Here is a 23,609-nt window from a genome sequence, read left to right as displayed (position 1 = left end):
AGCGGGGGCCGGCCACGTCGGGCGCAGGGGTGGAGCCCGGAACGCCCGCTACTTCAGCCCGCGCAGCGTCAGCCGCAGCAGCCGGTCCGCCAACTCCGGATCGTCGGGCGACTGCTCGGCGGCCAGCGCGATCGCGTTGGTGAGCTGGAGCAGATCGTCGATCGAGACGTCGGCCCGCACCGACCCGCTCTCCTGGGCCCGGCGCAGGAGCCCCGCGCCCGCCTCCCGGAGTGGCAGATGGCACTGGACGAGCGCCGAGGTCCCGTCGCGCGAGGCGGACATCAGGCCGTGGGCCAGGCCGCGGTACTCACCCGCATGAGTGATAATCGCGCCCAGCCAGTCCACCAGTGCCCGGCACGGGGCTTCCGCCGCCGCCAGCTCCCGGGAGCGGTCCAGGAGTGAGCACAGCGCGTCCTGGAAGACCGCGTTCATCAGGGCGTCCCGGTTCGGGAAGTGCCGGTAGAGGGTGCCGATGCCCACACCCGCCCGCCGGGCGATGTCCTCCAGCGACGCGTCCGTGCCGTGCTCGGCGAAGGACCTGCGAGCCTCGGCCACCAGCCGGTCGTGGTTCCGGCGCGCGTCCGCGCGCATCGGCCTGGCCGGCGGTTGTGCCGTGCTCGTCTCCATCGGGATCGCCCCTGCCATGGCTTCTGCCCCTCCCTCGGTCCTCGGACCCTCTGGGTTCCAGGATGCCACTGTGACGAGGGGGCCCGGCCCGTTGTGGCGAAGAGGACCGGCCCGCTGTGACGCAGGGGCCCGGTCCGCGTCATCACGACGTGGACCGGGCCCCTGCGGAGTGTGCCGGGCGGTCAGTCCTTGATCTCGCAGATCAGGGCGCCGGAGGAGACGGAGGAGCCGACCTCGGCGCTGAGGCCCTTGACGATGCCGGAGCGGTGCGCGTTGAGCGGCTGCTCCATCTTCATGGCCTCCAGGACGACGACCAGGTCGCCCTCCTGGACCTCCTGGCCCTCCTCCACCGCGATCTTGACGATGGTGCCCTGCATGGGCGAGGCGAGGCTGTCGCCCGAGGCTGCGGAACCGGCCTTCTTCGCGGCGCGGCGCTTGGGCTTCGCGCCGGCGGCGAGGCCGGTGCGGGCCAGCGACATGCCGAGCGAGGACGGCAGCGACACCTCCAGGCGCTTGCCGCCGACCTCGACGACGACGATCTCCCGCCCGGCCTCGTCGTCCGTGTCGGCGTCGGCGGGGGCGGCGAAGGGCTTGATGTCGTTGACGAACTCGGTCTCGATCCACCGGGTGTGGATGGTGAACGGGTCCGAGGTGAAGGCGGGATCCGCGACGACGGCACGGTGGAAGGGGATGGCCGTGGCCATGCCCTCGACGGTGAACTCGGCGAGCGCGCGGGCGGCGCGCTGGAGCGCCTGCTCGCGGGTCGCGCCGGTGACGACGAGCTTGGCGAGCAGGGAGTCCCAGGCGGGGCCGATCACGCTGCCGGACTCGACGCCCGCGTCGAGGCGGACACCGGGGCCGGTGGGCGGGGCGAAGGTGGTGACGGTGCCGGGGGCGGGCAGGAAGCCGCGGCCCGGGTCCTCGCCGTTGATGCGGAACTCGAAGGAGTGACCGCGTACGGCGGGGTCGCCGTAGCCGAGTGCCTCGCCGTCGGCGATGCGGAACATCTCGCGTACGAGGTCGATGCCCGTGACCTCTTCGGTGACGGGGTGCTCGACCTGGAGGCGGGTGTTGACCTCCAGGAAGGAGATCGTGCCGTCGCCGCCGACGAGGAACTCCACGGTGCCCGCGCCGACGTATCCGGCTTCCTTCAGGATCGCCTTCGAAGCGGCGTACAGCTCCTCGTTCTGCGCCTGGCTCAGGAACGGGGCCGGGGCCTCCTCCACGAGCTTCTGGTGGCGGCGCTGGAGCGAGCAGTCGCGGGTGGAGACGACGACCACGTTGCCGTGGGTGTCGGCCAGGCACTGGGTCTCCACGTGGCGCGGCTTGTCGAGATAGCGCTCGACGAAGCACTCGCCCCGGCCGAACGCCGCGACGGCCTCGCGGACCGCGGAGTCGTACAGCTCCGGGATCTCCTCCAGGGTGCGGGCCACCTTCAGGCCGCGACCGCCGCCGCCGAAGGCGGCCTTGATCGCGATCGGCAGTCCGTTCTGCTCGGCGAACGCGACGACCTCGTCGGACCCGGAGACCGGGTCCGGGGTGCCGGCCACCAGCGGGGCCCCCGCGCGCTGCGCGATGTGCCGGGCGGCCACCTTGTCGCCGAGGTCGCGGATGGCCTGCGGCGGCGGGCCGATCCAGGTCAGCCCGGCGTCCAGGACGGCCTGGGCGAACTCCGCGTTCTCCGACAGGAATCCGTAGCCGGGGTGGATCGCGTCCGCCTCCGAGTCCTTGGCGGCCTGAAGCACCTTGGCCATGTCCAGATAGCTGGCGGCCGGGGTGTCACCGCCCAGGGCGAACGCCTCGTCTGCGGCCCGGACATGCAGCGCGTCCCGGTCCGGCTCGGCGTAGACCGCGACGCTCGCGATCCCCGCGTCCCGGCACGCCCGAGCAACGCGGACAGCGATTTCGCCACGGTTGGCGATGAGCACCTTGCGCACGATGACTCCCTCCTCGAAACAAGCTGAGTTTAGGGACTACCGACACGGCTGTACGACCCGTCCCCATTGGTGAGCTTGCCCACACGGAGTGTGATCCGAGGCTTGCCCCAGTAGTGAAATCCCTTGTGGCACCACGGTACGCCGCGATCCTCAACCGCACAGTAACCAGCCGGTGTGGTGCGGGTCTCTGTCTTTAGGGTCAACGCCTCACGGCATTTCTTTGTGGGGTTCCTACGAACGGTCGATGGATTCTTTGCCCCGGGCGCGGGCCCGTCCAGGGCCTTGTCCGAAGCAATACCCAGGAGTAGGGCCCGCGCCACATGCGTACCGTGGGTAACAGAGGGTGGATCGGTTATGTGCGGACCGGTGGCGATCGTGACCGCGCTCGTGCTGTTCGGGGAGGCGGCCCAGGCTGTGGCCCGGACCGCCCGGGGGCCGGCCCTTCAGGAGGCGTCCGCCGGGGCCGCCGGCCGGTCTTGGACCCACAGTTCCGTGACGGAGACGTCCAGCTCGCCCAGCAGTCGGCGCAGCAGCGGCAGCGAGAGCCCGATGACATTGCCGTGGTCGCCCTCGATGGAGTCGACGAACGGCGCCGAGCGGCCGTCCAGGGTGAACGCCCCCGCGACATGGAGCGGTTCGCCCGAGGCCACGTAGGCGGCGACCTCGGCGTCGCTCGGCTCGCCGAACCGTACGACCGTGGACGCCGTCGCCGAGGCCGTACGACCGGAGGCGGTGTCGATCACGCTGTGGCCGGTCCGCAGGACGCCCGACCGGCCGCGCATCGACATCCAGCGGGCGGTGGCCTCCTCGGCGTCGGCCGGCTTGCCCAGCGCCTCGCCGTCCAGCTCCAGCACCGAGTCACAGCCGATGACCAGGGCGCCCGCCGCCTCGGCGCGCTCCGCGACGGCCGCCGCCTTGGCCCGGGCCAGGACGAGCGCCAGCTCGGCGGGGGTCGGCGCGCTCAGGGCGTCCTCGTCCACACCGCTGACGATCACCTCGGGCGCGAATCCGGCCTGGCGCAGCAGACCGAGACGGGCGGGGGAGGCGGAGGCGAGCACGAGACGGCGCTGATCAGTCATGCGGGCCATCGTAGAAGGGCCGTGAAAGCCGTGAAAGCCGTGGGGGGCATGGGGGCCGTGGGGGCTGAGGGGCCCGGCTCTCAGCGGATGCCGAGGACGAACATCGCCACCAGCATCGCCAGCGCCAGCAGGACGCCGGCTCTGCGCATCATGGCCTGGGCGTCGCGCAGTTCCTTGGGCGGCCTGTTCTCGGGGTCGGACCACAGCATGCCTCCGATCCTGCTGCGCCGCCCGCCCGCACGCCTGAGTACGGGTACTCAAAGCCGCCCCCGGTGCGGACGGGGGCGGCTCGGGGGCGGCTCGCGACCGGGCCGGCGTGCTCAGGCCGGCCAGTACGTCCGCGCCCAGGCCCGGGGGCCCGGCTGCGGGCTGCCGCTGCGGGCGATGCGCCCCGGGTCGGACCACTGCTCGGGCGGCAGTGGCGCTCCGGACGAGACGGCGGACGCCGCCGCGGCGCGCGCCCGGACCACCGCCAGTGCGGCGGCCAGCTCCTCCGGGGTGGGGTTGCCCCGTACGACCTTGATCATGGGGGGACCTTTCTGCGATCGGGCGAACGGCGATCGGGCGAACGTACGGCTGTGGCTAGAGCGGGATATTGCCGTGCTTCTTCGGAGGCAGGGATTCCCGCTTCGTACGCAGTTGACGCAGCCCCTTGACGATATGGGCCCGGGTGTCGGACGGCATGATGACCGCGTCGACGTAGCCCCGCTCGGCCGCCACGTACGGGTTGAGCAGCGCGTTCTCGTAGTCCGTCATCAGCTCGGCCCGCGTCGCGTCCGGGTCCTCGGCTGCCGCGATGGTGCGGCGGTGCAGGATGTTCACCGCGCCCTGGGCGCCCATGACGGCGATCTGGGCGGTCGGCCAGGCCAGGTTCAGATCGGCGCCCAGGTGCTTGGAGCCCATCACGTCGTACGCGCCGCCGAAGGCCTTGCGGGTGATGACGGTGATCAGCGGGACCGTCGCCTCCGCGTAGGCGTAGATCAGCTTCGCGCCGCGCCGGATGATGCCGCCGTACTCCTGGTCCACTCCCGGCAGGAAGCCCGGCACGTCCACGAAGGTGATGACGGGGACGTTGAACGCGTCGCAGGTGCGGACGAAGCGCGCCGCCTTCTCGCTGGCGTTGATGTCCAGGCAGCCGGCGAACTGCATCGGCTGGTTGGCGACGATGCCGACCGGGTGGCCCTCGACCCGGCCGAAGCCGGTGATGATGTTCGGCGCGAACAGGGCCTGGGTCTCCAGGAACTCTCCGTCGTCCAGAACGTGCTCGATCGCGGTGTGCATGTCGTACGGCTGGTTCGCCGAGTCCGGGATGAGCGTGTCCAGCTCGCGGTCCTCGTCGGTGGTGGCGAGGTCCGCCTCCTCCGGGAAGACCGGGGCCTCGGAGAGGTTGTTCGACGGCAGGTACGACAGCAGCGACTTGACGTACTCGATGGCGTCCTTCTCGTCGCCCGCCATGTGATGCGCCACCCCGGAGGTGGTGTTGTGCGTCCGGGCGCCGCCCAGCTCCTCGAAGCCGACGTCCTCGCCGGTGACCGTCTTGATGACGTCGGGACCGGTGATGAACATGTGTGAGGTCTGGTCGACCATCACCGTGAAGTCGGTGATGGCGGGGGAGTAGACCGCACCGCCCGCGCACGGGCCGACGATCAGCGAGATCTGCGGAATCACCCCGGAGGCGTGCACGTTGCGGCGGAAGATCTCGGCGAACAGGCCGAGCGCGACGACGCCTTCCTGGATCCGCGCGCCGCCGCCGTCGTTGATGCCGATGACCGGACAGCCGGTCTTCAGCGCGAAGTCCATGACCTTGACGATCTTCTCGCCGTAGACCTCGCCGAGTGAGCCGCCGAAGATCGTGAAGTCCTGCGAGTACACGCAGACGGGGCGGCCGTCGACCGTGCCGTAACCGGTGACGACACCATCCCCGTACGGGCGGTTCTTCTCGATGCCGAAGTTGGTGGAGCGGTGCCGGGCGAACTCGTCGAGCTCCACGAAGGAGTCCTCGTCCAGCAGCAGTTCGACCCGCTCACGGGCCGTCAGCTTGCCCTTGGCGTGCTGCTTCTCGACCGCGCGGGCCGAACCGGCGTGCGTCGCTTCGCCGATACGGCGGGTCAGGTCCGCGAGCTTGCCCGCGGTGGTGTGGATGTCGCTTTGCGGCTCGGACATCGGGGGGCGGCTCCCTGCCTGGTCACGGGGACGACGTCTGGCACCGGTCACGGGGACGGCCAGCTGTCGGTCCGGCTCTGGCTACTGACTCGTAGGGTATCGGCGCGTCCCGGGAAAGGCAGTGCGTCCTTTGCCACACCTAGGCTGGGTTGCATGACACCACCGGATGCGCCACACAACCGCTGGTCGGACCTCGACCGGCCGCCCCTCAACGTGACCGCGCTGCGTCGCGGACTGCTGCGGCCGGACGCGCTGTGGACGTCGCTGGAGGTCGTGGAGTCCACCGGATCCACCAACACCGACCTCGCCGGGCGGGCCCGTGGCGGGGCGGCGGGCGAGGGCACGGTGCTGGTCGCCGAGGAGCAGACCGCCGGGCGCGGACGGCTGGAGCGGACCTGGACGGCACCGCCCCGCTCCGGGTTGTTCTTCTCGGTCTACCTGGAGCCCGGCGACATCCCCGTGGAGCGCTGGGGGTGGGTGCCGCTGCTGGCCGGGGTCGCCGCCGCGACCGGGCTCGCGAAGTCGGCGGGTGTCGACATGTCGCTGAAATGGCCCAACGATCTGCTGGTCACGATCCCCAAGGGCTCCGGCGGGCTCCGTCCGGGGGAGGCCCCGCCGAGGGAGGAACGCAAGACGGGCGGCATTCTCGGCGAGTTCGCCGGGGACGGCATCGTCGTCGGCCTGGGCGTCAACGTCTCCCTGCGCGCCGACGAGCTGCCCGCCCCCACCGCCGGGTCGCTGGCGCTCGCCGGAGCGGTCTCCACCGACCGGGAGACCCTGCTGCGCGCCGTCCTGCGCTCGCTGGAGCACTGGTACGGCCGGTGGAAGGCGGCCGACGGCGACGCGGCCGCGAGCGGGCTCCAGGCCGCCTACGCGGCGGGCTGCGCGACGCTGGGCCGGACCGTGCGGGCGGAGCTGCCGGGGGGTACGTCCCTGGTCGGCGAGGCGGTCGCGATCGACGGGGACGGGCGTCTCGTCCTCTCCACCGAGGACGGGCTCCGGCAGCCGGTGTCGGCCGGGGACATCGTCCATCTGCGGGGAGCGGCGGGCGGCCTGACCTGAGGCGTGTCCGATCGTCCCGCAGGGGCGGGTTCCCACCCCCCGATGGGCGTACGGGCCGATACCGCGTATGCCTGAGATGTCACGCGCGACGCACCGGGGACGGACGACCAAGGACGTGAGCTGGGGCACACCTGTCGTATCGTTGGGGCGATCCAGCGACAGATCGGCAGGGCAGTGCGCAGGGAACGGGCAGGAGGCGGCTGGTGACCGTCGGCGACACGACGTCCGGCGCGGGTGAGGAGCCAGGGCCGGACTCCTCGGTCCACGCCACACCCCACCTCGAGGTCGACCACACGGTGGAGCCGACCGACGACCCCCTCGCCATCCGCCTCGAAGCACTGATCCTGGGGGCCGACCGGCGCTACACGCCCTTCCAGGCGGCCCGCACCGCCGGGGTCTCCATGGATCTGGCCTCCCGGTTCTGGCGGGCGATGGGCTTCGCCGACATCGGTCAGGCCAAGGCGCTCACCGAGGCCGACGTGCTCGCCCTGCGGCGGCTCGCCGGTCTCGTCGAGGCGGGGCTGCTCAGCGAGCCGATGGCGATCCAGGTCGCCCGCTCCACCGGGCAGACCACCGCCCGGCTGGCCGAGTGGCAGATCGACTCGTTCCTGGAGGGTCTGACCGAGCCGCCCGAGCCCGGCATGACCCGCACCGAGGTCACGTATCCGCTGGTCGAACTGCTGCTCCCGGAGCTCCAGGAGTTCCTCGTCTACGTGTGGCGGCGCCAGCTGGCCGCCGCCACCGGCCGGGTCGTGCAGGCCGCGGACGACGAGGAGATGGTCGACCGGCGGCTCGCCGTCGGCTTCGCGGACCTGGTCGGCTTCACCCGGCTGACCCGGCGGCTGGAGGAGGAGGAGCTCGGCGAACTGGTCGAGTCCTTCGAGACGACCGCCGCCGACCTGGTCGCCGCGCACGGCGGCCGGCTCATCAAGACCCTCGGCGACGAGGTCCTCTTCGCCGCCGACGACGCGGGCACGGCCGCCGAGATAGCGCTCCGGCTGATCGAGGCCATGTCCCAGGACGAGACGATGCCGGCCCTGCGCGTCGGCATCGCCTTCGGCACGGTCACCACCCGGATGGGCGACGTCTTCGGCACCACGGTGAACCTCGCCAGCCGGCTCACCTCGATAGCGCCGAAGGACGCCGTCCTGGTCGACGGGGCGTTCGCCAAGGAACTGGTCCGGCACGGGGACGCCCCGGAGTCCGAGGCGCAGGCCGCCGAGGCCGTCGCGGCCGCCGCCGAACGGGCCCGGGTCGCCGAGAAGGAGGGCCGCGAGCCCGACGACACGTCGCCGCTGCCCACGTACCGCTTCGGGCTCCAGCCGATGTGGCAGCGTCCGGTGCGCGGGCTCGGCGTGGTGGAGCCGTGGCTGCTGGCCCGGCGCGGGAAGACCGGTTCCTGAGCGCGGCGCGCCCCTTCGCCGCGCCTCTGCCGTCCCGCCTCTGCCGTCAGGCCCTCATCGTCCGGGTCGTTACGTCCCCGTCCCCGTCCCGCTCTGTCGGGGCGGTGCCGTCCTGTCTAGGATCCGTGACGGTAACGCTCGTTAACAGGCCGTCCATGAACAGGGGTGCAGCCATGACCGTCACGTCCGAGCAGCGGTACGGGGAGTTCGTCGTCGTACGACGGCACGAGGGGCAGGACCACGTCGCCGAGCTGGTCCTCGACCGGACCGAGGCCATGAACGCCGTCTCCACCGACATGGCCCGCTCGATCGCCGCCGCCTGCGACGCTCTCGGCGCCGACCGGGACGTCCGGGCCACCGTCCTGACCTCCAGCCACGAGCGGGCCTTCTGTGTGGGCGCGGATCTCAAGGAGCGCAACTCCTTCACCGACGCCGATCTCGTACGCCAGCGGCCCGTCGCGCGCGCCGCCTACACCGGGGTCCTGGAGCTGCCGATGCCGGTGATCGCCGCCGTGCACGGCTTCGCCCTCGGCGGCGGCTTCGAACTCGCCCTCGCCTGCGATGTGATCGTCGCCGACGCCACCGCCGTGGTCGGGCTGCCCGAGGTGTCCGTGGGCGTCATCCCGGGCGGCGGCGGTACGCAGCTGCTGCCGCGCCGGGTGGGGGCGGCGCGCGCCGCCGAGCTGGTGTTCAGCGCCCGCCGCGTCGAGGCCGCCGAGGCGCGCGAACTGGGGCTGGTCGACGAGCTGGTCGAGGCGGGCCGGGACCGCGAGGAGGCGCTCGCGCTGGGCGGCCGGATCGCGGCCAACTCGCCGGTCGGGCTGCGTGCGGCCAAGAAGGCGCTCCGGCTGGGGCAGGGGCTCGACCTGCGGGCGGGCCTGGAGGTGGAGGACGCGGCCTGGCGGTCGGTGGCCTTCTCCGGGGACCGGGCGGAGGGGGTGGCCGCGTTCAACGAGAAGCGGCGTCCCGACTGGCCCGGCGCATGAGGCCCGAGGGCACCCGATGACACAGCGCGAGCAGCTCGCGGCACCGCACGGTATCTCGCGGTATCTCGCGGTATCTCGCGCAAAAATAGTCGAAATTAGTTGCGTATCAAACTGATTAAAGAGGGTGAATCTACATAAGCTGGACAAATGGGTGGTGACGATACGCGGCTGCGGGCCGTCGTTTCGCTGGCGCAGGCCATGGCCGCGGCCTGCACGCCGCGCGAATCGTGGCGGGCGGCGGCGCTGGGCGCCGGTGAAGCGCTGAGCGGCAGTTTCGCCGCGCTCTCCGTGTGGGAGCGGGACCGGGGCAGACTGCGGGTGCTGGTGAACGTGGGGCAACGGGCCGAGGGGGAGGAGGAGTTCCCCGAGGAGGAGGCCTACCCGGTCCACGAGTTCCCGGAGATCACCGAGTTCCTGCACGAGCGCTGGGCCGGTGGCGGAGAGCCCGACGCCTGGGTGGAGACCGCCGACGGGCTGCCCGGCGCGGGAGGCCCGGCGCGCGGCGCCCGCCCGTACTGCCACGAGCGGGTCGCGGCGCTCCGGCGGCGCGGCCGGGGCTGCTGCGTGGTCGCGCCGATCGTGCTGCACGGCCGGGCGTGGGGCGAGCTGTATGTGGCGCGGCCGGCCGGGGGGCCCGTCTTCGACCGGGTCGACGCGGACTTCGCGACCGTGCTCGCCGCCGTCGTGGCCTCCGGGATCGCCCAGACCGAACGTCTGGAGGAGGTCCGCAAGCTGGCCTTCACCGACCCGCTGACCGGTCTGGCCAACCGCCGCGCGGTCGACATCCGGCTCGACGAGGCCGTCGAGCGGCATCGCGTCGACGACACGGTCGTCAGCCTCGTCGTCTGCGACCTGAACGGCCTCAAGGCGGTGAACGACACCCACGGCCACGCCGTCGGCGACCGTCTGCTGGAACGTTTCGGCTCGGTGTTGTCCCTGTGCGGGGCGATGCTGCCGGAGGCGCTGGCGGCCCGGCTCGGTGGCGACGAGTTCTGCCTGCTCGCGGAGGGTTCCCCGGCCGACGTGGTGGTCGGTGTCGCCACCGAGCTGTGTGACCGGGCCGCGCTGATCGAGTTGGGCGACGGCGTCGCCTGCGGGGTCGCCTCCACCGGCGACCCGATCGGCCCGGTGCGCTCGGCCCGCCGGCTGTTCCGGCTCGCGGACGCCGCCCAGTACCGGGCCAAGGCCGCCCGCTCGCCGGGCCCCGTGGTGGCCGGGCGGGACGGCGAGGTCATCCGGCTCGCGGACTCCCCGCCGAAGTCCGCGCACGACCGGCGCAGGCTGCGCGGCAACAGGCCATGAGCCCGGGTGCGCTGTTCGGGCCGTCACCGACAACGGGGCGAGCGACAGGGGCCGGTGCGTGGGGCGGCCGCCAGATCCCCGATGCCGGGCAGCAGATCGACCCCGGCGCCCGCCGCGTCCTCCACCAGGTGCGGCCCCACGGGCGGCGCGCGCGGCGGGCGAGCCGCTCACGTATGCGTGCGGTCCCGTAAGGGGCCCTGCGCCGTACCACTAGTGACATGAAGGGTTTCAGTCCGTACGCTGCTGAATATGGATATGCACACTGTTGTGGTGGGGACGTCCGGAACCACCGCCGAGGACGTCGTCGCCGTGGCCCGCCACGGCGCCCGGGTGGAGCTCTCCGCCGCCGCCGTGGAAGCCCTGGCCGCCGCCCGTCTCATCGTGGACGCGCTCGCCGCGAAGCCCGAGCCGGTCTACGGCGTCTCCACCGGCTTCGGCGCCCTCGCCAGCCGCCACATCAGCCCGGACCTGCGGGCGCGGCTCCAGCGCAACATCGTCCGCTCGCACGCGGCCGGCATGGGCCCCCGCGTCGAGCGCGAGGTCGTCCGCGCGCTGATGTTCCTCCGGCTGAAGACGGTCGCCTCCGGCCACACCGGCGTACGCCCCGAGGTCGCGCAGGCCATGGCCGACCTGCTGAACGCGGGCATCACGCCCGTCGTCCACGAATACGGCTCGCTCGGCTGCTCCGGCGACCTCGCCCCGCTCTCGCACTGTGCGCTCACGCTGATGGGCGAGGGCGACGCGGAAGGCCCCGACGGCACCGTCCGCCCGGCCGGTGAACTCCTCGCCGCGCACGGCATCAGCCCGGTCGAGCTCCGCGAGAAGGAGGGCCTCGCCCTCCTCAACGGCACCGACGGCATGCTCGGCATGCTGGTCATGGCCCTCGCCGACCTGAAGAACCTCTACACCTCGGCCGACATCACCGCCGCCCTCTCCCTGGAGGCGCTGCTCGGCACGGACAAGGTCCTCGCCCCCGAGCTGCACGCCATCCGCCCGCACCCCGGCCAGGGTGTCAGCGCCGACAACATGCTGCGGGTGCTGGCGGGTTCAGGGCTGACGGGCCATCACCAGGATGACGCGCCCCGGGTCCAGGACGCCTACTCGGTGCGCTGCGCCCCCCAGGTCAACGGCGCGGGCCGCGACACCCTCGACTACGCGGCGGTCGTCGCGGGCCGCGAACTGGCCTCCTCCGTCGACAACCCGGTGGTCCTCCCCGACGGCCGCGTCGAGTCCAACGGCAACTTCCACGGCGCACCCGTCGCCTACGTCCTGGACTTCCTCGCGATCGTCGCCGCCGACCTCGGCTCGATCTGCGAACGCCGCACCGACCGGCTGCTCGACAAGAACCGCTCGCACGGTCTGCCGCCGTTCCTCGCGGACGACGCCGGGGTCGACTCGGGCCTGATGATCGCCCAGTACACCCAGGCCGCCCTGGTCAGTGAGATGAAGCGGCTCGCGGTCCCCGCCTCGGCCGACTCCATCCCGTCCTCCGCGATGCAGGAGGACCACGTCTCCATGGGCTGGTCCGCCGCGCGCAAACTCCGTACCGCCGTGGACAACCTGGCCCGGATCGTCGCCGTCGAGCTGTACGCCGCGACCCGCGCCGTCGAGATCCGCGCCGCCCAGGGCCTGACCCCCGCCCCCGCCTCGCGGGCCGCCGTGGACGCGCTGCGGGCCGCCGGCGCCGAGGGCCCGGGCCCGGACCGCTTCCTCGCACCGGACCTGGCCGCCGCCGACACGTTCGTACGGGAGGGGCGCCTGGTCGCGGCCGTGGAGCCGGTCACGGGACCGCTGGCCTGAGCCGGTCCCGTAACGCGGAGGTGCCGGACCCCGCTCCCGTACGTACGGGATTATCAGAGCGCCGCGCGGTCACCGGACCCGGAGCGGCGTACCGAGTACGTGACGAAGCTCGCGCCGAGTCCCAACAGGGCTGTGCCGCCGATGAGATACGGGGTCGTGTCCGGGCCCGACCCGGTGTCGGCGAGGAGCGCGCCGGAGGCGTCGTCAGGGCTTCCGGCGGTCTGTTCGACGGCCTGTTCGGCGGTCCGGCCGGATGCGGCGGCCGGGGCGCCCGGGGCGCCGTTCTCCCCGGTCGCGTTGGCCGACGGGACGAACCAGAGAGCGGCCAGCAGCGTGCCTGCGGCGGTGGTGGTCAGCAGTGTGCGACGAGCGACGGACACAGATTCGATCCCCTTGCGACAACCATGAGTTAGCCCCGTGCGCCGATGCTAAGCAAAGCAGCGGGTCGGTGGAAAGTCGCGGCCTCACCGGGCCTTACGCTCCGGCCTATGAGCACAGAAGAGACATCCAGGTTTGTTCGACTTCGCGTGGAGATGGTCCTGGAGGTCACCGACCTCGACGCGCTGACCGGCACCGCCCTCGAATCCATCGCCGCCGAGTACGGGGAGCCCGTCGCGGCGGTCGCCGGGAGCGACACCGCCGAGGAGCGGATGCATGCCGAGGCCACGGTCCGGGCAGACGGAGCGGAGGCCCTCGCCTCGCTGGTCGATCCCTTCGACCTGATCAGTGAGGTGCCCGGGGTCGAGCTGGCCCAGGCCTCCTGGAGCAGCGAGAGCATCGACTACGACCCCGACGCGGAGGACTGGGACGACGCGGACGACGGCGAGGAAGGCCTCTTCCTGCCGGAGGACGGGGACGACGAGGAGGGGGACGGCGACACGGTCGCGCACAATGGGAGCAACGACGGCGAGGACGGTGACCCCGCACAGCGGGTGTGACGTGTGAGAACACCGGCCCCGGTCCCGCTCGGCGGCGGACCGGGGCCGTGCCGCACGGCGGCGGAAAGCAGGGCCGGATCGCGGGAACCACCGCCGCCCGGGCCGCGTCGATGAGTGGTGTTCCCCACATCTGTCATGGATGTGGAACGGAGCCCCCTTTCCAGGGGTTCTTGGAATATTGACGGGGAATAGCGGCCCGGCGGCCCCGTCCGGGGAATTTTGGGGAATCGGCAACGATGGAGAAGCGTGTGATGACGGACAGCAAGCGGCGCAGGGGCCTCGTGGCCATGTCCGCACTGCTCGGCGGCGTGCTGGTGCTTTCGGCCTGTAGCGACGACGGCGACAAGGGCGGCAAGACCAACGCCGGGAGCTCGGAGTCGTCGCAGCGGGAGGTGGACAAGGCGGCAGCCGCGGACGCCTCCGAGGCGCAGATAGCGATTCTGCCGAAGAACGGCGCGACCAACGCCAGCATCAACAACGCGGCCAAGGTCACCGTCGCCAAGGGCAAGCTGACCAAGGTCGTCATGACCACGGCGGACGGCACCCCGGTCGAGGGCACCCTGGCGGCCGACGGGTCCAGCTGGAAGCCCGCGGGCCAGCTGGAGCGGTCCACCACGTACAAGATCGACGCCACGGCGGCCGACTCGAAGGGCCGCGAGGCCCACGAGAACAGCTCCTTCACCACCGTCTCGCCCGACAACAGCTTCATCGGGAACTTCACCCCCGAGGACGGCTCCACGGTCGGCGTCGGAATGCCCGTCTCGATCAACTTCAACAAGGCGATCACGGACAAGAAGGCCGTCCAGAGCGGCATCACCGTGACCTCCAGCAGCGGCCAGGAAGTCGTCGGCCACTGGTTCAACTCCCAGCGCCTGGACCTGCGCCCGGAGGACTACTGGCAGGGCGGCTCGACCGTCACCCTGAAGCTGGCCCTCGACGGCGTCGAGGGTGCGGACGGTGTCTTCGGCGTCCAGCAGAAGACCGTGACCTTCAAGGTCGGCCGCAACCAGGTCTCCACCGTCGACGTGAAGGCCAAGACGATGACGGTCACCCGCGACGGCAAGACGGTCAAGACGATCCCGATCTCCGCGGGCTCCCCCGAGAACCCCACGTACAACGGTCAGATGGTGATCTCCGAGAAGCACAAGGAGACCCGGATGAACGGCGCCACCGTCGGCTTCACCGATGACGACGGCAAGGGCGAGTACGACATCAAGGACGTGCCGCACGCCATGCGCCTGTCCACGTCGGGCACCTTCATCCACGGCAACTACTGGGGCAAGGGCATCTTCGGCAACGCCAACACCAGCCACGGCTGCGTGGGCCTCGCCGACGTGAAGGGTGCGAACGACTCCAGCGCGCCCGGCGCCTGGTTCTACGACAACTCCCTCGTCGGCGACGTGGTCGTCGTCAAGAACTCCCCGGACAAGACCATCACCCCGGACAACGGCCTCAACGGCTGGAACATGGACTGGGCCAAGTGGAAGGCCGGCTCCCAGGTCTGATCCACCCGCCGTTCCTCCTCGGCGCCACCCCCGTCCCCGCCCGAAGGCGGCGGTCCCCGGAAGACTCCGGACCGCCGCCTTCGGCGTGTCCGGTGCCCCTACAGTGCTGTGTCCAGCCCCAGCAGGACGCGCCGGAGGAACGCCACGTCGGGGCCCGGCGGAGCGGCGGAGGGCCTGTCCCCGGGGTGTTTGTGCCCGGGGCGTCGCGGCAACGGCGTCCGGGCCGCGAGCTGGGCCCACACCGCCTTTCCGCCCGTGGTGGGGTAGGAGCCCCAGCGGGCCGCCAGCTCCTGTACGAGGAGGAGACCGCGACCGTCCTCGGCGTCGTCGTCGGCACGCTTGAGCGCGGGGCGCTCGTCCGACACGTCCCGCACCTCGATGACGATGCTGTCCCGCAGGCCGACCACGCGGAGGTGGACGAGGTCGAGCCGCTCCAACTCTCCCCACGTCGGCTGCTCCGCCACCACTCCGGTGACGGTGATGGCGTTGGTGACCAGCTCCGAGGCGACGAGAAGGACGTCGTCCTCGATGAGAGCCGCCTGCCATTTGGCCAGGGCGAGCCGCAGGAAGTGACGCGAGGCCGGGACGGCCGACTGCGCGGCGGCCAGCGACAGTTGGTCGACGAAGCGCACGTGCTGCGGTCGGTAGGGTGCCTCGTCGCGCGTCATGAGCAGTCGTCCAGGCTGACGACTTCCGCGCCGGTGGAGTGGGAGAGGTGCGTGAGCATGGCGTCCTGGAGCGACCGGTTGAGCGCCAGCTCTCGGTAGGACGGTACGACCACGTGCTTGGCCTCGGCGCGCTTGACGGCCTCGACCAACTCCGTGAACGCGTACTGCGCTCCCGGTACGTACTCGTAGAACACGGTCGCCAGGTGGAAGCCGTTGCTCTCGGCGTACGTGTTCAGGTCGTCCTGTTGCTGCTTCGCCTCCTCGTCGCTCATGTCGTCGGGCACACGCATGTAGCCAAAGATCAGCGGGTTCATCGCGCTTCGGTCCCCTCGCCATACCTGCGGTCACACAACGTGCGCGCAGCTTTCCTGTGGGTCACCAAGTGAAGCACTGTAGGACTCTGTTATGCAAGACTACATTTTGAATAATCGATTCGAAGTACTCGAACTCTCGTGCGACATTGCGTATCGGAAGTCCGGGCCATTACATTTCGGGTGCAAGAGGCATCCGTATTGAAGGAAGGCGGGCTGCCTGTGAGCGGCGCAACGACCGGTTCGACGGTTCCCCGACGCCAACTCGGTCGGCACCTGCGAGACTTGCGCAACGCCTCGCGCCTCACGGTGCGCGCCGCTGCCAAGCAGTTGGAGTGGTCGGAACCGAAGATCTGGCGTATCGAGACTGGCCAGGTGTCGCTTCGCAGCCTCGATGTCGAGGCCATGTGCCGGACGTACGGGGCGGACGCCGAGCTGACCAAGGGCCTGATGGGGCTGGCCAAGGAGACGAAGAACCGGGGCTGGTGGCATGCGTACGGCGATGTGATCCCCGAGGGCTTCGATCTCTATATCGGGCTCGAAGAAGCTGCCAAACGTCTGTCCTGGTATTCATCCGAACTGGTGCCGGGGCTTCTGCAGACCCCGGCTTATGCCGAGACTTTGATTCGCAACGACAACCCCGGAGTGCCGGACGAGGAGATCGCGCGGCGCGTAGAGGTGCGCATCGCACGGCAAGCGCTCGTAACCCGAGTGACGGCGGCACCCACTGTGGAAGTCGCACTCAATGAAGCCGTTCTTCGCCGCCCAGTTGGGGGCACCAAAGTGATGGGCGACCAGTTGCGACGCTTGGTCGAGCTGAATGAGCTGGACAACGTGGCCGCCCGCGTCGTGCCGTTCAGTGCGGGCCTGCACGCGGGCATCATGTCCGGCCCGTTCGTCAAGATGCGCTTCCCGACCAATGGTGACGGTCGGGATACGGAGCCGCCCACGGTCTATGTGGAGGGCTTCACCGGGGCTCTGTACCTCGACAAGTCCCACGAGATCGATCGCTACGACGCAGCCTTCGAAGCGATCTGGGGTTCTGCCTTGAACCACGAGAAGACGCAGAGCCTTCTACACCGAGCAACAAGGGAGCTGTAGAGAGTGAAGAGTTCCGACCTGACGGGCGCGGTGTGGCGCAAGAGCAGCCGCAGCAACGGCCAGGCCGAGTGCGTCGAGGTCGCCTTCCTCGGCGATGGCCGCGTAGCCATGCGCGACACGAAGGACCAGGGCAACGGCCCCGCTCTCGTCTTCACCTCCGGCGAGTGGGCCGCTTTCGAAGGCGGCGTCGTGGGCGGCGAGTTCAAGCGGTCGTAGTACGAGCCCCGCACGCGGCCCCAGGAGCGCCCGGCCAGCCGTCCCGGCCGGGCGCTTCGCCGCGTCGGCCCGGCATGACTTCCGGGATAATCGACACGTGCCAACCAGCCCGGCAGCATCGTGGGTGTCACGAAGAGCGCCCCGACCCATAACAGAGGAACCCGGACCATGACCGCGTACGCCATCGCCCATCTGCGTCCCACCGGCGGCCCCGTCGAGGACGAGGTGCTGAGCTACATCGAGCGTATCCAGGCCACCATGGAGCCCCACGGAGGCCGCTTCCTCGTGCACGGCGCGGAGGTGGAGGAGCTCGAGGGAGCCTGGCCGGGCGGGTTGGTCGTCATCGGCTTTCCCGGCGTCGCGGAGGCCCGCGCCTGGTATGCGTCCCCCGCCTACCAGGAGATCCTGCCGCTGCGCACCCGGCACTTGGCCGGTGACGTGATCATCGTCCCCGGCGTCGGCCCCGAGTACGACGCGTCGGTAACGGCGGCGGCGATGAGGGCCGCGCGCGAGCGCGCGGACGGGTAGGGCGAGGAGTGCGACCCGTACACGGCCCACCCCCGCCTCGCTGCCCGGATCACCGGCGACTGGCGCTGAAGGGGGCCTTCTCACCCGAAGGTAGGACGGAGCAGGCTCAGTCCGGGCGCCCCCGCACCGCCGCCCGGTAGGACCGCAGGTCGCTGCGCCGTACCTGGCGCACCCCCACGAGGTCCTCGCACGGTTCGAAAGGGCTGCCCGGGGCCCTGTCGGGGCCGTCGGCCGCCGCCGGGGTTCGGCGGAGCCGGCGCCAGGGCCGGCGCGGCAGCCAGAGGAGCCCGTACAGCCAGCGCAGCACCAGCAGGCGGAATCCCGGCCGTCCCGCGTCGGGCAGCCGGATCACCCGGACGCCCATGATCAGCTTTCCGGCGCTCGCCCGGACGGCCAGCGTCAGCAGCACCTGGTTGGCGAACGACAGCGCCACCAACGGGACGACCAGCACGGCGACCGTGTGCCCCGTCCCGCCGGAGTTCAGGCAGGACCGCACGAGGAGGCCGACGGCCAACAGGCACAGATAGCTGTCGAGCCCGACCGCCAGATAGCGCCGCATGTCGCCCGTGCCCTTGGGAACGCGCGGCTGCCCCCGGGGCGCCGGGGCCGGATACACCGAGCGGGCGTACGCCGGATACGTGGCCCGAGGGGGTGTGACCCCGTACGGCGGCAGGCCCGGCGCCGCCGGCGGGGTCGGCCGGGGCCGCCCGGCGCCGCTCCCGGCCCGGCGACCGCGGTGCACCGCCCGTAACTCGTCAGGAGGCTGCCCTCTCCTACGCCCCCTCGGCTTCGTCATGGGGGCATCATGACTGATCGTCAAGCGGCGCGTCCCTGTTCCTGACCGGTAACTCCGGTGCCCCGGCGTTGTTTTCACCAGACCATTACCGTTGCCATTCGCCGGCTGCACGCGTGCTTCCCCCACGGCCCGGCTCATGGCGCCGGCCGCTTCCTCCGGTCCGCCCGCCCGCTCGGCGGGGGCGGGGTGCGGCAGGCTGCACCCCGATACGGGGGTCCGCTCCCTCCTCATGGCGTGGCCCGGCCGACAGGCTGGACGCATCACCGACCACGGAGGCATCGCCGTCATGAAGCCCTTGCTCTGGCTCGTCCTGTCCGCCGCGCTCGCCGCGAACGTCTTCCTCAGCGTCGCGTTCGAGGAAAGCGCCCTCCAGATCGCCCTGAGCGTCGTCGCGGGCGTCACCGCGCTCGCCTCCGGGGCCGGGCTCTGGGTACTGCGGGGCTCAGGCGAGAGCCGATCCGACATATGACCCTCGCCACTCGGAGCGTGGTGGCCGGGGAACGGGCCCGAGCCGCAGAGTCGTCCGGGGCGGTGGACCGAGCCCGCTCAGGGCCCCGCGCGGTGGTCCGGGCGCTGATCAGAACGGCTGATCACGGCCAATATGTGGATGGCCCTCGAAGATCATCGGACCGCGCGGGAGAATCGGACCGTACGACGGTCCTGCGCATCGCCCGGCCGGGCGACGGCCGCGTGGTCCTCCCAGGAGGGAGTCCGCGGGGCTCCGGCGGGGGAGGCGGACCGGTGGCGCTCCCCGGGGCGGGAGCGCCGACGCGCACGAGCCGACCACGGAAGGTCTTGATCAGATGCCGGTCATCCCCGACTCGCCCGACTCCGCCCGCACCCACGATGCCGCGGCCCGTGTCATCGAGCCGCTCTACGCCGAGATCCTGCGCCGCAACCAGGGCGAGCGGGAGTTCCACCAGGCGGTACGCGAGGTCCTGGAGACGCTCGGACCGGTGCTGACCCAGCGCCCCGAGCTCGTCGAGGCGCGCATCATCGAGCGGCTGTGCGAGCCCGAGCGTCAGCTGATCTTCCGGGTGCCGTGGTCGGACGACTCCGGCGACATCCACGTCAACCGCGGATTCCGGGTGGAGTTCTCCAGCTCGCTCGGCCCGTACAAGGGCGGGCTGCGCTTCCACCCCTCGGTCAACCTCGGCATCGTGAAGTTCCTCGGCTTCGAGCAGATCTTCAAGAACGCCCTCACCGGCATGCCCATCGGCGGCGGCAAGGGCGGTGCGGACTTCGACCCCAAGGGCCGGTCCGACGCCGAGATCATGCGGTTCTGCCAGTCCTTCATGACCGAACTCCACCGCCACCTCGGGGAGTACACCGACGTCCCGGCCGGCGACATCGGCGTGGGCGGCCGCGAGATCGGCTACCTCTTCGGCCAGTACAAGCGGATCACCAACCGTTACGAGTCCGGTGTCCTCACCGGCAAGGGCCTCGGCTGGGGCGGCGCACAGGCCCGTACGGAGGCCACCGGCTACGGCACCGTCCTGTTCACCGCCGAGATGCTGCGCAGCCGCGGCGAGTCGTTGGAGGGCCGGACCGTCGCGGTCTCCGGTTCCGGCAACGTGGCCATCTACGCGATCGAGAAGGCCCAGCAGCTCGGCGCGACCGTGGTGACCTGTTCGGACTCCAGCGGCTACGTCGTCGACGAGAAGGGCATCGACCTCGCCCTCCTCAAGGAGGTCAAGGAGGCCGGCCGGGGCCGGGTCTCGGAGTACGCCGAACGGCGCGGCGCACACGCCCGGTTCGTCCCCGGTGCGGGGGTGTGGTCGGTCCCCGTGGACGTGGCCCTGCCCTGCGCCACGCAGAACGAACTCCACGAGGCGGACGCGCTGGACCTCGTGCGCAACGGGGTCAAGGCGGTCGCGGAGGGCGCCAACATGCCCACCACGCCGGAGGCGGTCCAGGTGTTCCAGGACGCGGGCGTCGCCTTCGCCCCCGGCAAGGCGGCCAACGCCGGCGGGGTCGCGACGAGCGCGCTGGAGATGCAGCAGAACGCGTCCCGGGACTCGTGGACCTTCTCCCACACCGAGGAGCGGCTCGCCGAGATCATGCGGCACATCCATGACTCCTGCCACACGACCGCAGAGCGCTACGGCAGCCCCGGCAACTACGTGGTCGGCGCGAACATCGCGGGCTTCGAGCTGGTCGCCGACGCGATGCTGGCACAGGGCCTGATCTGACCATCCGGCCATCCGGCCATCCGACCGTACGGACGAGCCGCCGGCGACGGTGTGCGTCACCCCCGGTTGCCGGGGGAGCGCGCACCCAGGCGGGCGGGCGGCGGAGGTGCCCCGGAAGCGGCTGTCTGTCACGTGACTTAGCCAGCAGCAGATCCGCCCGGAGCGCAACGCCCGACCCGTGCCGGGGCGGTGCCGCGCTCCTAGGCTGGGGCGGTGAGCATCCGAGCGACGAACCAGGCCGACGTGTTCCCCCTGCGCCCGCTGCCGACGGCCCCGGCCCCGGCCCTGCCCCGAGATCCGCTCTGGCGGGACCTCGTCGGGGAGGTCCTGCGCCGCGAACGCCAGGCGCAGAGAAGGACCCTGAAGGACGTCGCCGATGCGGCCCGGATCTCCATGCCGTATCTCTCCGAGGTGGAGCGGGGCCTCAAGGAGGCCTCCTCGGAGGTGCTGGCCGCCGCCGCCCAGGCGCTCGGCCTGAGCCTCGCCGACGTCCTGGCGCTGGCGGGGGAGCGGCTGGTCAGCCTCACGGCCGCGCGGTCCCGGCCGGTGCGGGTGGCCGATGGCCGCCGGTCCGTGGGCCCGGCGGGCCCGATGGGCGGTGTGCTGCTGGCCGCCTGACCGGGGTTGGGTCTCACGCGCCGCCGCCCGACCCCGGGGAGGGACGTCACGCGCGGTCGGCCACCGGGGTGGCCCGGTCCGCGAGGGCACGCAGCTCGGCGGCGACGGCCGCGAACCGCTCCTGCGGGATGTCATGGCCGACACCGGGCTGGAGGACGAGCCGGGCGTCGCGGATCGCCGCGGCGGTGGCCCGGCCCGCGGAGGGCTTGAGCAGCGGATCGTCCATGCCGTGCAACACGAGTGCGGGGACGCGCAGTTCGGCGAGGGACGGGCCGTGCCAGGCCGCGCCGATCTGGCGGGACTGGGCGTCCGGGTCGGCGATACCGGTGTCCACGTCGGCGGTGATCCGCTCCAGGGCCTCCGCCTCGTCGAACGGGTAGCCGGGCGAGGCGCAGATCCGCGCCACCGTGAGCCCCGTCGCGATCCGCTCCGCCCGGGTCCGGGGACGCTTGAGGCGGGCGAACTTCGCGAGGGTGGCGAACCGCAGATGACGGAAGGCCCCCAGTCCCCCGACATCGCTGGACAGCGAGGCGGACGAGGTGAGCGTGCGCACCCGGTCCGGGTGGCGCAGGGCGACGCGCTGGGCGACGACCCCGCCCAGCGAGTGCCCGAAGAGATGCGCGGACTCCCAGCCCAGCGCGTCCATGACGGCGACGGCGTCGTCGGCCATGTCCTCGGCGCTGTACGTGGCGCCGCGCCCGGCGGCCAGGGCGGCGAAGGGATTGCCCCGGGCGGCCGGCTTCGGGGACCGGGTGGACTCGCCCGCGTCCCGCTGGTCGTAGCGGGCGACGGCGAAGCCGGCGTCGGCGAAGGCCGCGCACAGCGCACCGGGCCACCAGTGCCGGGAGACCGCCAGCCCCATCACCAGGAGCAGCGGTTCACCGGCCGCGCCCTCCTGGAGCCGGTCGTGGGCGAGCTCGACCGCGCCGTTGCGGGCGAAGCGGCGTTCGGTCCAGGCCATGGCGGGCTCCTTCGGCGGCGAAATACTGCGATCGATGTTCGCAGTATTAGACTACAGCCAGTTGTCCGATGTCCGGAAGGGAAGGTGGCGGACCATGACCGACCGCGAGACCCGGCCGACGACCGTCTGGTCACGCCCCGAGCGGGGCGCGCGCGGCCCCGCACCCGAACGCAGCCGCACCCAGATCGCGACGGCCGCGCTGGCCCTCGCCGACGTGGAGGGCCTGGCGGCCGTGTCGATGCGCGCCCTCGCACAGAAGCTGGGCACGGGGCCCGCCTCGCTCTACCGCTACGTGGGGAGCCGGGACGAACTGCTGGACCTCATGGCGGACGCGGTCGCGGGGGAGATGGACCTCTCCGGGACCACCGGCGGCGACTGGCTGGACGAACTCGTCGGTCTGGCCCTCCAGTCCAGGGCCGCTTACGTACGGCACCCATGGCTGGCCGATCTGAACGACCGGCGCGGCGAGGTGCTGGGCCCGCACGCGATCGACTACCTCGACCACGCGCTGGGGATCCTGGCCCCCGTACCGGGCACCGCCACGCGGAAGCTGGAGGCCATCGGCCTCCTCGGCGGCCTGGCGGTGCTCTTCGCCCGCCGCGAGGCCGGCGCGACGGGCGGCGGCGACCCGTCCGCCCAAGCGGCCCACCTGGCCGCAGTGGCCGCAGAGGGCCGCCACCCGCACCTGCTCGGGGCCCTCACCGCTGCGGGCGGACCGCCCCCGGCCGACCGGGACGCCCTGTTCGTCGAGCTGCTGCGGCGACTGCTTCCGGCGATGCTCGGCCACGGGGAGGCGTGAAGCCCCGAGGGCGAGGCGTAAAGCTCCGAGGGTGGTCCTCGACCGGGGCCGCGTCGATCGCGCCGAGCGGGAGCCCCGGTAGACCCCACGGCCGTCAGCGGCGAAAAGTCGTGTCGTTGAGCAGGTACGCGGTGAGCACGGTGGTCGTACGGGCGTGGGTGCGCGCCTTGCGGAGCAGGTTGAGACGCTGTCCGGCGCCGACGGGAAGATCCGCCGCCTGTAGGAGACAGAGGGTCGTGAGCAGTCCGCTGAGCTGAGCGCGCGCGAGCGGATCGGGCGGGGTGGGGCCGGCCTGGGCCAAGTCCGCCAAGAGGGATTCGATCTGATGTCTCGCTGAGACTCCGTGCTGCGGTTCCACGGGTTCAGTCATCGTGTCGCCTCTCCGGGTGGCGCTTGGTGAGCGGTGTGCGCGGACAAGAGCCTGAGTCGACCGGGGGGTCGGCGCAAGGCGGTCGGGCGGCAGTTCAGCGGCGATTCCGGCAGCGGCGGGGCAGGTTTCCCGTATCACCGGCAAGGGCGCCGGAGATGGCGCCCATCTCCTTGTGGGGCCTCTTCGGCGCTGATTGTGTTCCCTCACAACTCGCCCGACGAACTCCGATAGCGGGCTCCAGTGCTGA

The 23,609-nt window shown here is 71.7% G+C and carries 26 protein-coding genes; 14 read left to right on the top strand and 12 right to left on the bottom strand.

What is annotated here, in order from left to right:
* Positions 1 to 48: 48 nt before the first annotated feature.
* From ACZ60Q_RS32985 to ACZ60Q_RS32960, 6 genes are all read right to left on the bottom strand, one after another.
* Positions 49 to 591, bottom strand: a complete 543-nt coding sequence (locus tag ACZ60Q_RS32985; RefSeq protein WP_469641295.1) for a TetR/AcrR family transcriptional regulator — start codon at positions 589 to 591, stop codon at positions 49 to 51.
* Positions 592 to 809: 218 nt separating this feature from the next.
* Positions 810 to 2,564, bottom strand: coding sequence for an acetyl/propionyl/methylcrotonyl-CoA carboxylase subunit alpha (locus tag ACZ60Q_RS32980; protein WP_469641244.1), 1,755 nt, complete (start codon positions 2,562 to 2,564; stop codon positions 810 to 812).
* Positions 2,565 to 3,007: 443 nt separating this feature from the next.
* Complete coding sequence (locus tag ACZ60Q_RS32975) at positions 3,008 to 3,652, bottom strand: nucleoside triphosphate pyrophosphatase (protein ID WP_469641243.1); 645 nt, start codon at positions 3,650 to 3,652, stop codon at positions 3,008 to 3,010.
* A 71-nt stretch (positions 3,653 to 3,723) separates the two neighbouring features.
* The gene (mmpB, locus tag ACZ60Q_RS32970) at positions 3,724 to 3,852 is read right to left on the bottom strand and encodes a morphogenic membrane protein MmpB (protein WP_469641242.1); all 129 of its coding nucleotides are present in this window, start codon (positions 3,850 to 3,852) and stop codon (positions 3,724 to 3,726) included.
* Positions 3,853 to 3,963: 111 nt separating this feature from the next.
* Positions 3,964 to 4,170, bottom strand: coding sequence for an acyl-CoA carboxylase epsilon subunit (locus ACZ60Q_RS32965; protein ID WP_469641241.1), 207 nt, complete (start codon positions 4,168 to 4,170; stop codon positions 3,964 to 3,966).
* Between the two features lie 55 nt (positions 4,171 to 4,225).
* Complete coding sequence (locus ACZ60Q_RS32960) at positions 4,226 to 5,806, bottom strand: acyl-CoA carboxylase subunit beta (protein ID WP_469641240.1); 1,581 nt, start codon at positions 5,804 to 5,806, stop codon at positions 4,226 to 4,228.
* Between the two features lie 153 nt (positions 5,807 to 5,959).
* Here ACZ60Q_RS32960 and ACZ60Q_RS32955 point away from each other — a divergent pair, with 153 nt between their 5' ends.
* The 5 genes from ACZ60Q_RS32955 (at position 5,960) to hutH (ending at position 12,359) form a co-directional block, all read left to right on the top strand.
* Positions 5,960 to 6,868, top strand: coding sequence for a biotin--[acetyl-CoA-carboxylase] ligase (locus ACZ60Q_RS32955; protein WP_469641239.1), 909 nt, complete (start codon positions 5,960 to 5,962; stop codon positions 6,866 to 6,868).
* A 203-nt stretch (positions 6,869 to 7,071) separates the two neighbouring features.
* Positions 7,072 to 8,271, top strand: a complete 1,200-nt coding sequence (locus tag ACZ60Q_RS32950; protein ID WP_469641238.1) for an adenylate/guanylate cyclase domain-containing protein — start codon at positions 7,072 to 7,074, stop codon at positions 8,269 to 8,271.
* A gap of 173 nt (positions 8,272 to 8,444) precedes the next feature.
* Positions 8,445 to 9,257, top strand: a complete 813-nt coding sequence (locus ACZ60Q_RS32945) for an enoyl-CoA hydratase/isomerase family protein (protein WP_469641237.1) — start codon at positions 8,445 to 8,447, stop codon at positions 9,255 to 9,257.
* Positions 9,258 to 9,404: 147 nt separating this feature from the next.
* Positions 9,405 to 10,559 (top strand): GGDEF domain-containing protein, encoded by a 1,155-nt coding sequence (locus tag ACZ60Q_RS32940; RefSeq protein WP_469641236.1) that lies wholly within the window; start codon positions 9,405 to 9,407, stop codon positions 10,557 to 10,559.
* Between the two features lie 249 nt (positions 10,560 to 10,808).
* Entirely contained in the window at positions 10,809 to 12,359 is a 1,551-nt protein-coding gene (gene hutH, locus ACZ60Q_RS32935; RefSeq protein WP_469641235.1) for a histidine ammonia-lyase, read from the top strand.
* Positions 12,360 to 12,412: 53 nt separating this feature from the next.
* Here the strand turns inward: hutH and ACZ60Q_RS32930 are convergent, their stop codons facing one another.
* Positions 12,413 to 12,739 carry a hypothetical protein gene (locus tag ACZ60Q_RS32930; RefSeq protein WP_469641234.1) on the bottom strand — a complete coding sequence of 109 codons (327 nt, stop codon included), beginning with the start codon at positions 12,737 to 12,739 and terminating at the stop codon, positions 12,413 to 12,415.
* A 153-nt stretch (positions 12,740 to 12,892) separates the two neighbouring features.
* Between ACZ60Q_RS32930 and ACZ60Q_RS32925 the strand changes: the two genes are divergently transcribed.
* Entirely contained in the window at positions 12,893 to 13,297 is a 405-nt protein-coding gene (locus ACZ60Q_RS32925) for a hypothetical protein (protein WP_469641294.1), read from the top strand.
* A 236-nt stretch (positions 13,298 to 13,533) separates the two neighbouring features.
* Positions 13,534 to 14,802: a L,D-transpeptidase gene (locus ACZ60Q_RS32920; protein ID WP_469641233.1), complete on the top strand. Its 1,269-nt coding sequence runs from the start codon at positions 13,534 to 13,536 to the stop codon at positions 14,800 to 14,802.
* Between the two features lie 98 nt (positions 14,803 to 14,900).
* On the opposite strand, the gene ACZ60Q_RS32915 is transcribed toward ACZ60Q_RS32920, so the two are convergent.
* Both ACZ60Q_RS32915 and ACZ60Q_RS32910 read right to left on the bottom strand, forming a co-directional pair.
* Positions 14,901 to 15,470 carry an ATP-binding protein gene (locus ACZ60Q_RS32915; protein WP_469641232.1) on the bottom strand — a complete coding sequence of 190 codons (570 nt, stop codon included), beginning with the start codon at positions 15,468 to 15,470 and terminating at the stop codon, positions 14,901 to 14,903.
* Positions 15,467 to 15,760: a recombinase family protein gene (locus ACZ60Q_RS32910; protein WP_469641231.1), complete on the bottom strand. Its 294-nt coding sequence runs from the start codon at positions 15,758 to 15,760 to the stop codon at positions 15,467 to 15,469. The genes ACZ60Q_RS32915 and ACZ60Q_RS32910 overlap by 4 nt, the downstream gene beginning before the upstream one ends.
* A 243-nt stretch (positions 15,761 to 16,003) precedes the next feature.
* Between ACZ60Q_RS32910 and ACZ60Q_RS32905 the strand changes: the two genes are divergently transcribed.
* From ACZ60Q_RS32905 to ACZ60Q_RS32895, 3 genes are all read left to right on the top strand, one after another.
* The gene (locus ACZ60Q_RS32905; protein WP_469641230.1) at positions 16,004 to 16,882 is read left to right on the top strand and encodes a helix-turn-helix domain-containing protein; all 879 of its coding nucleotides are present in this window, start codon (positions 16,004 to 16,006) and stop codon (positions 16,880 to 16,882) included.
* A 3-nt stretch (positions 16,883 to 16,885) separates the two neighbouring features.
* Complete coding sequence (locus ACZ60Q_RS32900) at positions 16,886 to 17,098, top strand: DUF397 domain-containing protein (RefSeq protein ID WP_469641229.1); 213 nt, start codon at positions 16,886 to 16,888, stop codon at positions 17,096 to 17,098.
* Positions 17,099 to 17,266: 168 nt separating this feature from the next.
* Complete coding sequence (locus ACZ60Q_RS32895) at positions 17,267 to 17,626, top strand: DUF1330 domain-containing protein (RefSeq protein ID WP_469641228.1); 360 nt, start codon at positions 17,267 to 17,269, stop codon at positions 17,624 to 17,626.
* 106 nt (positions 17,627 to 17,732) lie between these two features.
* On the opposite strand, the gene ACZ60Q_RS32890 is transcribed toward ACZ60Q_RS32895, so the two are convergent.
* Complete coding sequence (locus tag ACZ60Q_RS32890; RefSeq protein WP_469641293.1) at positions 17,733 to 18,185, bottom strand: RDD family protein; 453 nt, start codon at positions 18,183 to 18,185, stop codon at positions 17,733 to 17,735.
* 523 nt (positions 18,186 to 18,708) lie between these two features.
* Here ACZ60Q_RS32890 and ACZ60Q_RS32885 point away from each other — a divergent pair.
* The 3 genes from ACZ60Q_RS32885 (at position 18,709) to ACZ60Q_RS32875 (ending at position 21,232) form a co-directional block, all read left to right on the top strand.
* On the top strand, positions 18,709 to 18,891 hold the full coding sequence (locus ACZ60Q_RS32885; protein ID WP_469641227.1) for a hypothetical protein: 183 nt from the start codon (positions 18,709 to 18,711) through the stop codon (positions 18,889 to 18,891).
* A gap of 334 nt (positions 18,892 to 19,225) precedes the next feature.
* Positions 19,226 to 20,614 carry an NADP-specific glutamate dehydrogenase gene (gdhA, locus tag ACZ60Q_RS32880; RefSeq protein ID WP_469641226.1) on the top strand — a complete coding sequence of 463 codons (1,389 nt, stop codon included), beginning with the start codon at positions 19,226 to 19,228 and terminating at the stop codon, positions 20,612 to 20,614.
* 213 nt (positions 20,615 to 20,827) lie between these two features.
* Entirely contained in the window at positions 20,828 to 21,232 is a 405-nt protein-coding gene (locus tag ACZ60Q_RS32875; RefSeq protein ID WP_469641225.1) for a helix-turn-helix domain-containing protein, read from the top strand.
* 46 nt (positions 21,233 to 21,278) lie between these two features.
* Here ACZ60Q_RS32875 and ACZ60Q_RS32870 read toward each other — a convergent pair whose 3' ends face one another.
* The gene (locus tag ACZ60Q_RS32870; RefSeq protein ID WP_469641224.1) at positions 21,279 to 22,193 is read right to left on the bottom strand and encodes an alpha/beta fold hydrolase; all 915 of its coding nucleotides are present in this window, start codon (positions 22,191 to 22,193) and stop codon (positions 21,279 to 21,281) included.
* Positions 22,194 to 22,287: 94 nt separating this feature from the next.
* Here ACZ60Q_RS32870 and ACZ60Q_RS32865 point away from each other — a divergent pair, with 94 nt between their 5' ends.
* A complete protein-coding gene (locus ACZ60Q_RS32865) occupies positions 22,288 to 22,992 on the top strand; it encodes a TetR/AcrR family transcriptional regulator (protein ID WP_469641223.1) in 705 nt (234 codons plus the stop codon).
* Positions 22,993 to 23,086: 94 nt separating this feature from the next.
* Here the strand turns inward: ACZ60Q_RS32865 and ACZ60Q_RS32860 are convergent, their stop codons facing one another.
* Positions 23,087 to 23,302 (bottom strand): hypothetical protein, encoded by a 216-nt coding sequence (locus ACZ60Q_RS32860; protein WP_469641222.1) that lies wholly within the window; start codon positions 23,300 to 23,302, stop codon positions 23,087 to 23,089.
* Between the last annotated feature and the right edge of the window lie 307 nt (positions 23,303 to 23,609).

The organism is Streptomyces sp. NPDC104313, assembly GCF_055583985.1.
This window is presented reverse-complemented; position numbering and strand designations above follow the sequence as displayed.

What these genes read in the sequence shown, in the direction of transcription:
- ACZ60Q_RS32985 (WP_469641295.1), bottom strand. Translation starts at nt 591, where the DNA reads ATGCGCGCGGACGCGCGCCGGAACCACGACCGGCTGGTGGCCGAGGCT.
- ACZ60Q_RS32975 (WP_469641243.1), bottom strand. Translation starts at nt 3,652, where the DNA reads ATGGCCCGCATGACTGATCAGCGCCGTCTCGTGCTCGCCTCCGCCTCC.
- mmpB (WP_469641242.1), bottom strand. Translation starts at nt 3,852, where the DNA reads ATGCTGTGGTCCGACCCCGAGAACAGGCCGCCCAAGGAACTGCGCGAC.
- ACZ60Q_RS32965 (WP_469641241.1), bottom strand. Translation starts at nt 4,170, where the DNA reads ATGATCAAGGTCGTACGGGGCAACCCCACCCCGGAGGAGCTGGCCGCC.
- ACZ60Q_RS32960 (WP_469641240.1), bottom strand. Translation starts at nt 5,806, where the DNA reads ATGTCCGAGCCGCAAAGCGACATCCACACCACCGCGGGCAAGCTCGCG.
- ACZ60Q_RS32955 (WP_469641239.1), top strand. Translation starts at nt 5,960, where the DNA reads ATGACACCACCGGATGCGCCACACAACCGCTGGTCGGACCTCGACCGG.
- ACZ60Q_RS32945 (WP_469641237.1), top strand. Translation starts at nt 8,445, where the DNA reads ATGACCGTCACGTCCGAGCAGCGGTACGGGGAGTTCGTCGTCGTACGA.
- ACZ60Q_RS32940 (WP_469641236.1), top strand. Translation starts at nt 9,405, where the DNA reads ATGGGTGGTGACGATACGCGGCTGCGGGCCGTCGTTTCGCTGGCGCAG.
- hutH (WP_469641235.1), top strand. Translation starts at nt 10,809, where the DNA reads ATGGATATGCACACTGTTGTGGTGGGGACGTCCGGAACCACCGCCGAG.
- ACZ60Q_RS32925 (WP_469641294.1), top strand. Translation starts at nt 12,893, where the DNA reads ATGGTCCTGGAGGTCACCGACCTCGACGCGCTGACCGGCACCGCCCTC.
- ACZ60Q_RS32920 (WP_469641233.1), top strand. Translation starts at nt 13,534, where the DNA reads ATGGAGAAGCGTGTGATGACGGACAGCAAGCGGCGCAGGGGCCTCGTG.
- ACZ60Q_RS32915 (WP_469641232.1), bottom strand. Translation starts at nt 15,470, where the DNA reads ATGACGCGCGACGAGGCACCCTACCGACCGCAGCACGTGCGCTTCGTC.
- ACZ60Q_RS32910 (WP_469641231.1), bottom strand. Translation starts at nt 15,760, where the DNA reads ATGCGTGTGCCCGACGACATGAGCGACGAGGAGGCGAAGCAGCAACAG.
- ACZ60Q_RS32895 (WP_469641228.1), top strand. Translation starts at nt 17,267, where the DNA reads ATGACCGCGTACGCCATCGCCCATCTGCGTCCCACCGGCGGCCCCGTC.
- ACZ60Q_RS32890 (WP_469641293.1), bottom strand. Translation starts at nt 18,185, where the DNA reads ATGCGGCGCTATCTGGCGGTCGGGCTCGACAGCTATCTGTGCCTGTTG.
- ACZ60Q_RS32885 (WP_469641227.1), top strand. Translation starts at nt 18,709, where the DNA reads ATGAAGCCCTTGCTCTGGCTCGTCCTGTCCGCCGCGCTCGCCGCGAAC.
- gdhA (WP_469641226.1), top strand. Translation starts at nt 19,226, where the DNA reads ATGCCGGTCATCCCCGACTCGCCCGACTCCGCCCGCACCCACGATGCC.
- ACZ60Q_RS32870 (WP_469641224.1), bottom strand. Translation starts at nt 22,193, where the DNA reads ATGGCCTGGACCGAACGCCGCTTCGCCCGCAACGGCGCGGTCGAGCTC.
- ACZ60Q_RS32865 (WP_469641223.1), top strand. Translation starts at nt 22,288, where the DNA reads ATGACCGACCGCGAGACCCGGCCGACGACCGTCTGGTCACGCCCCGAG.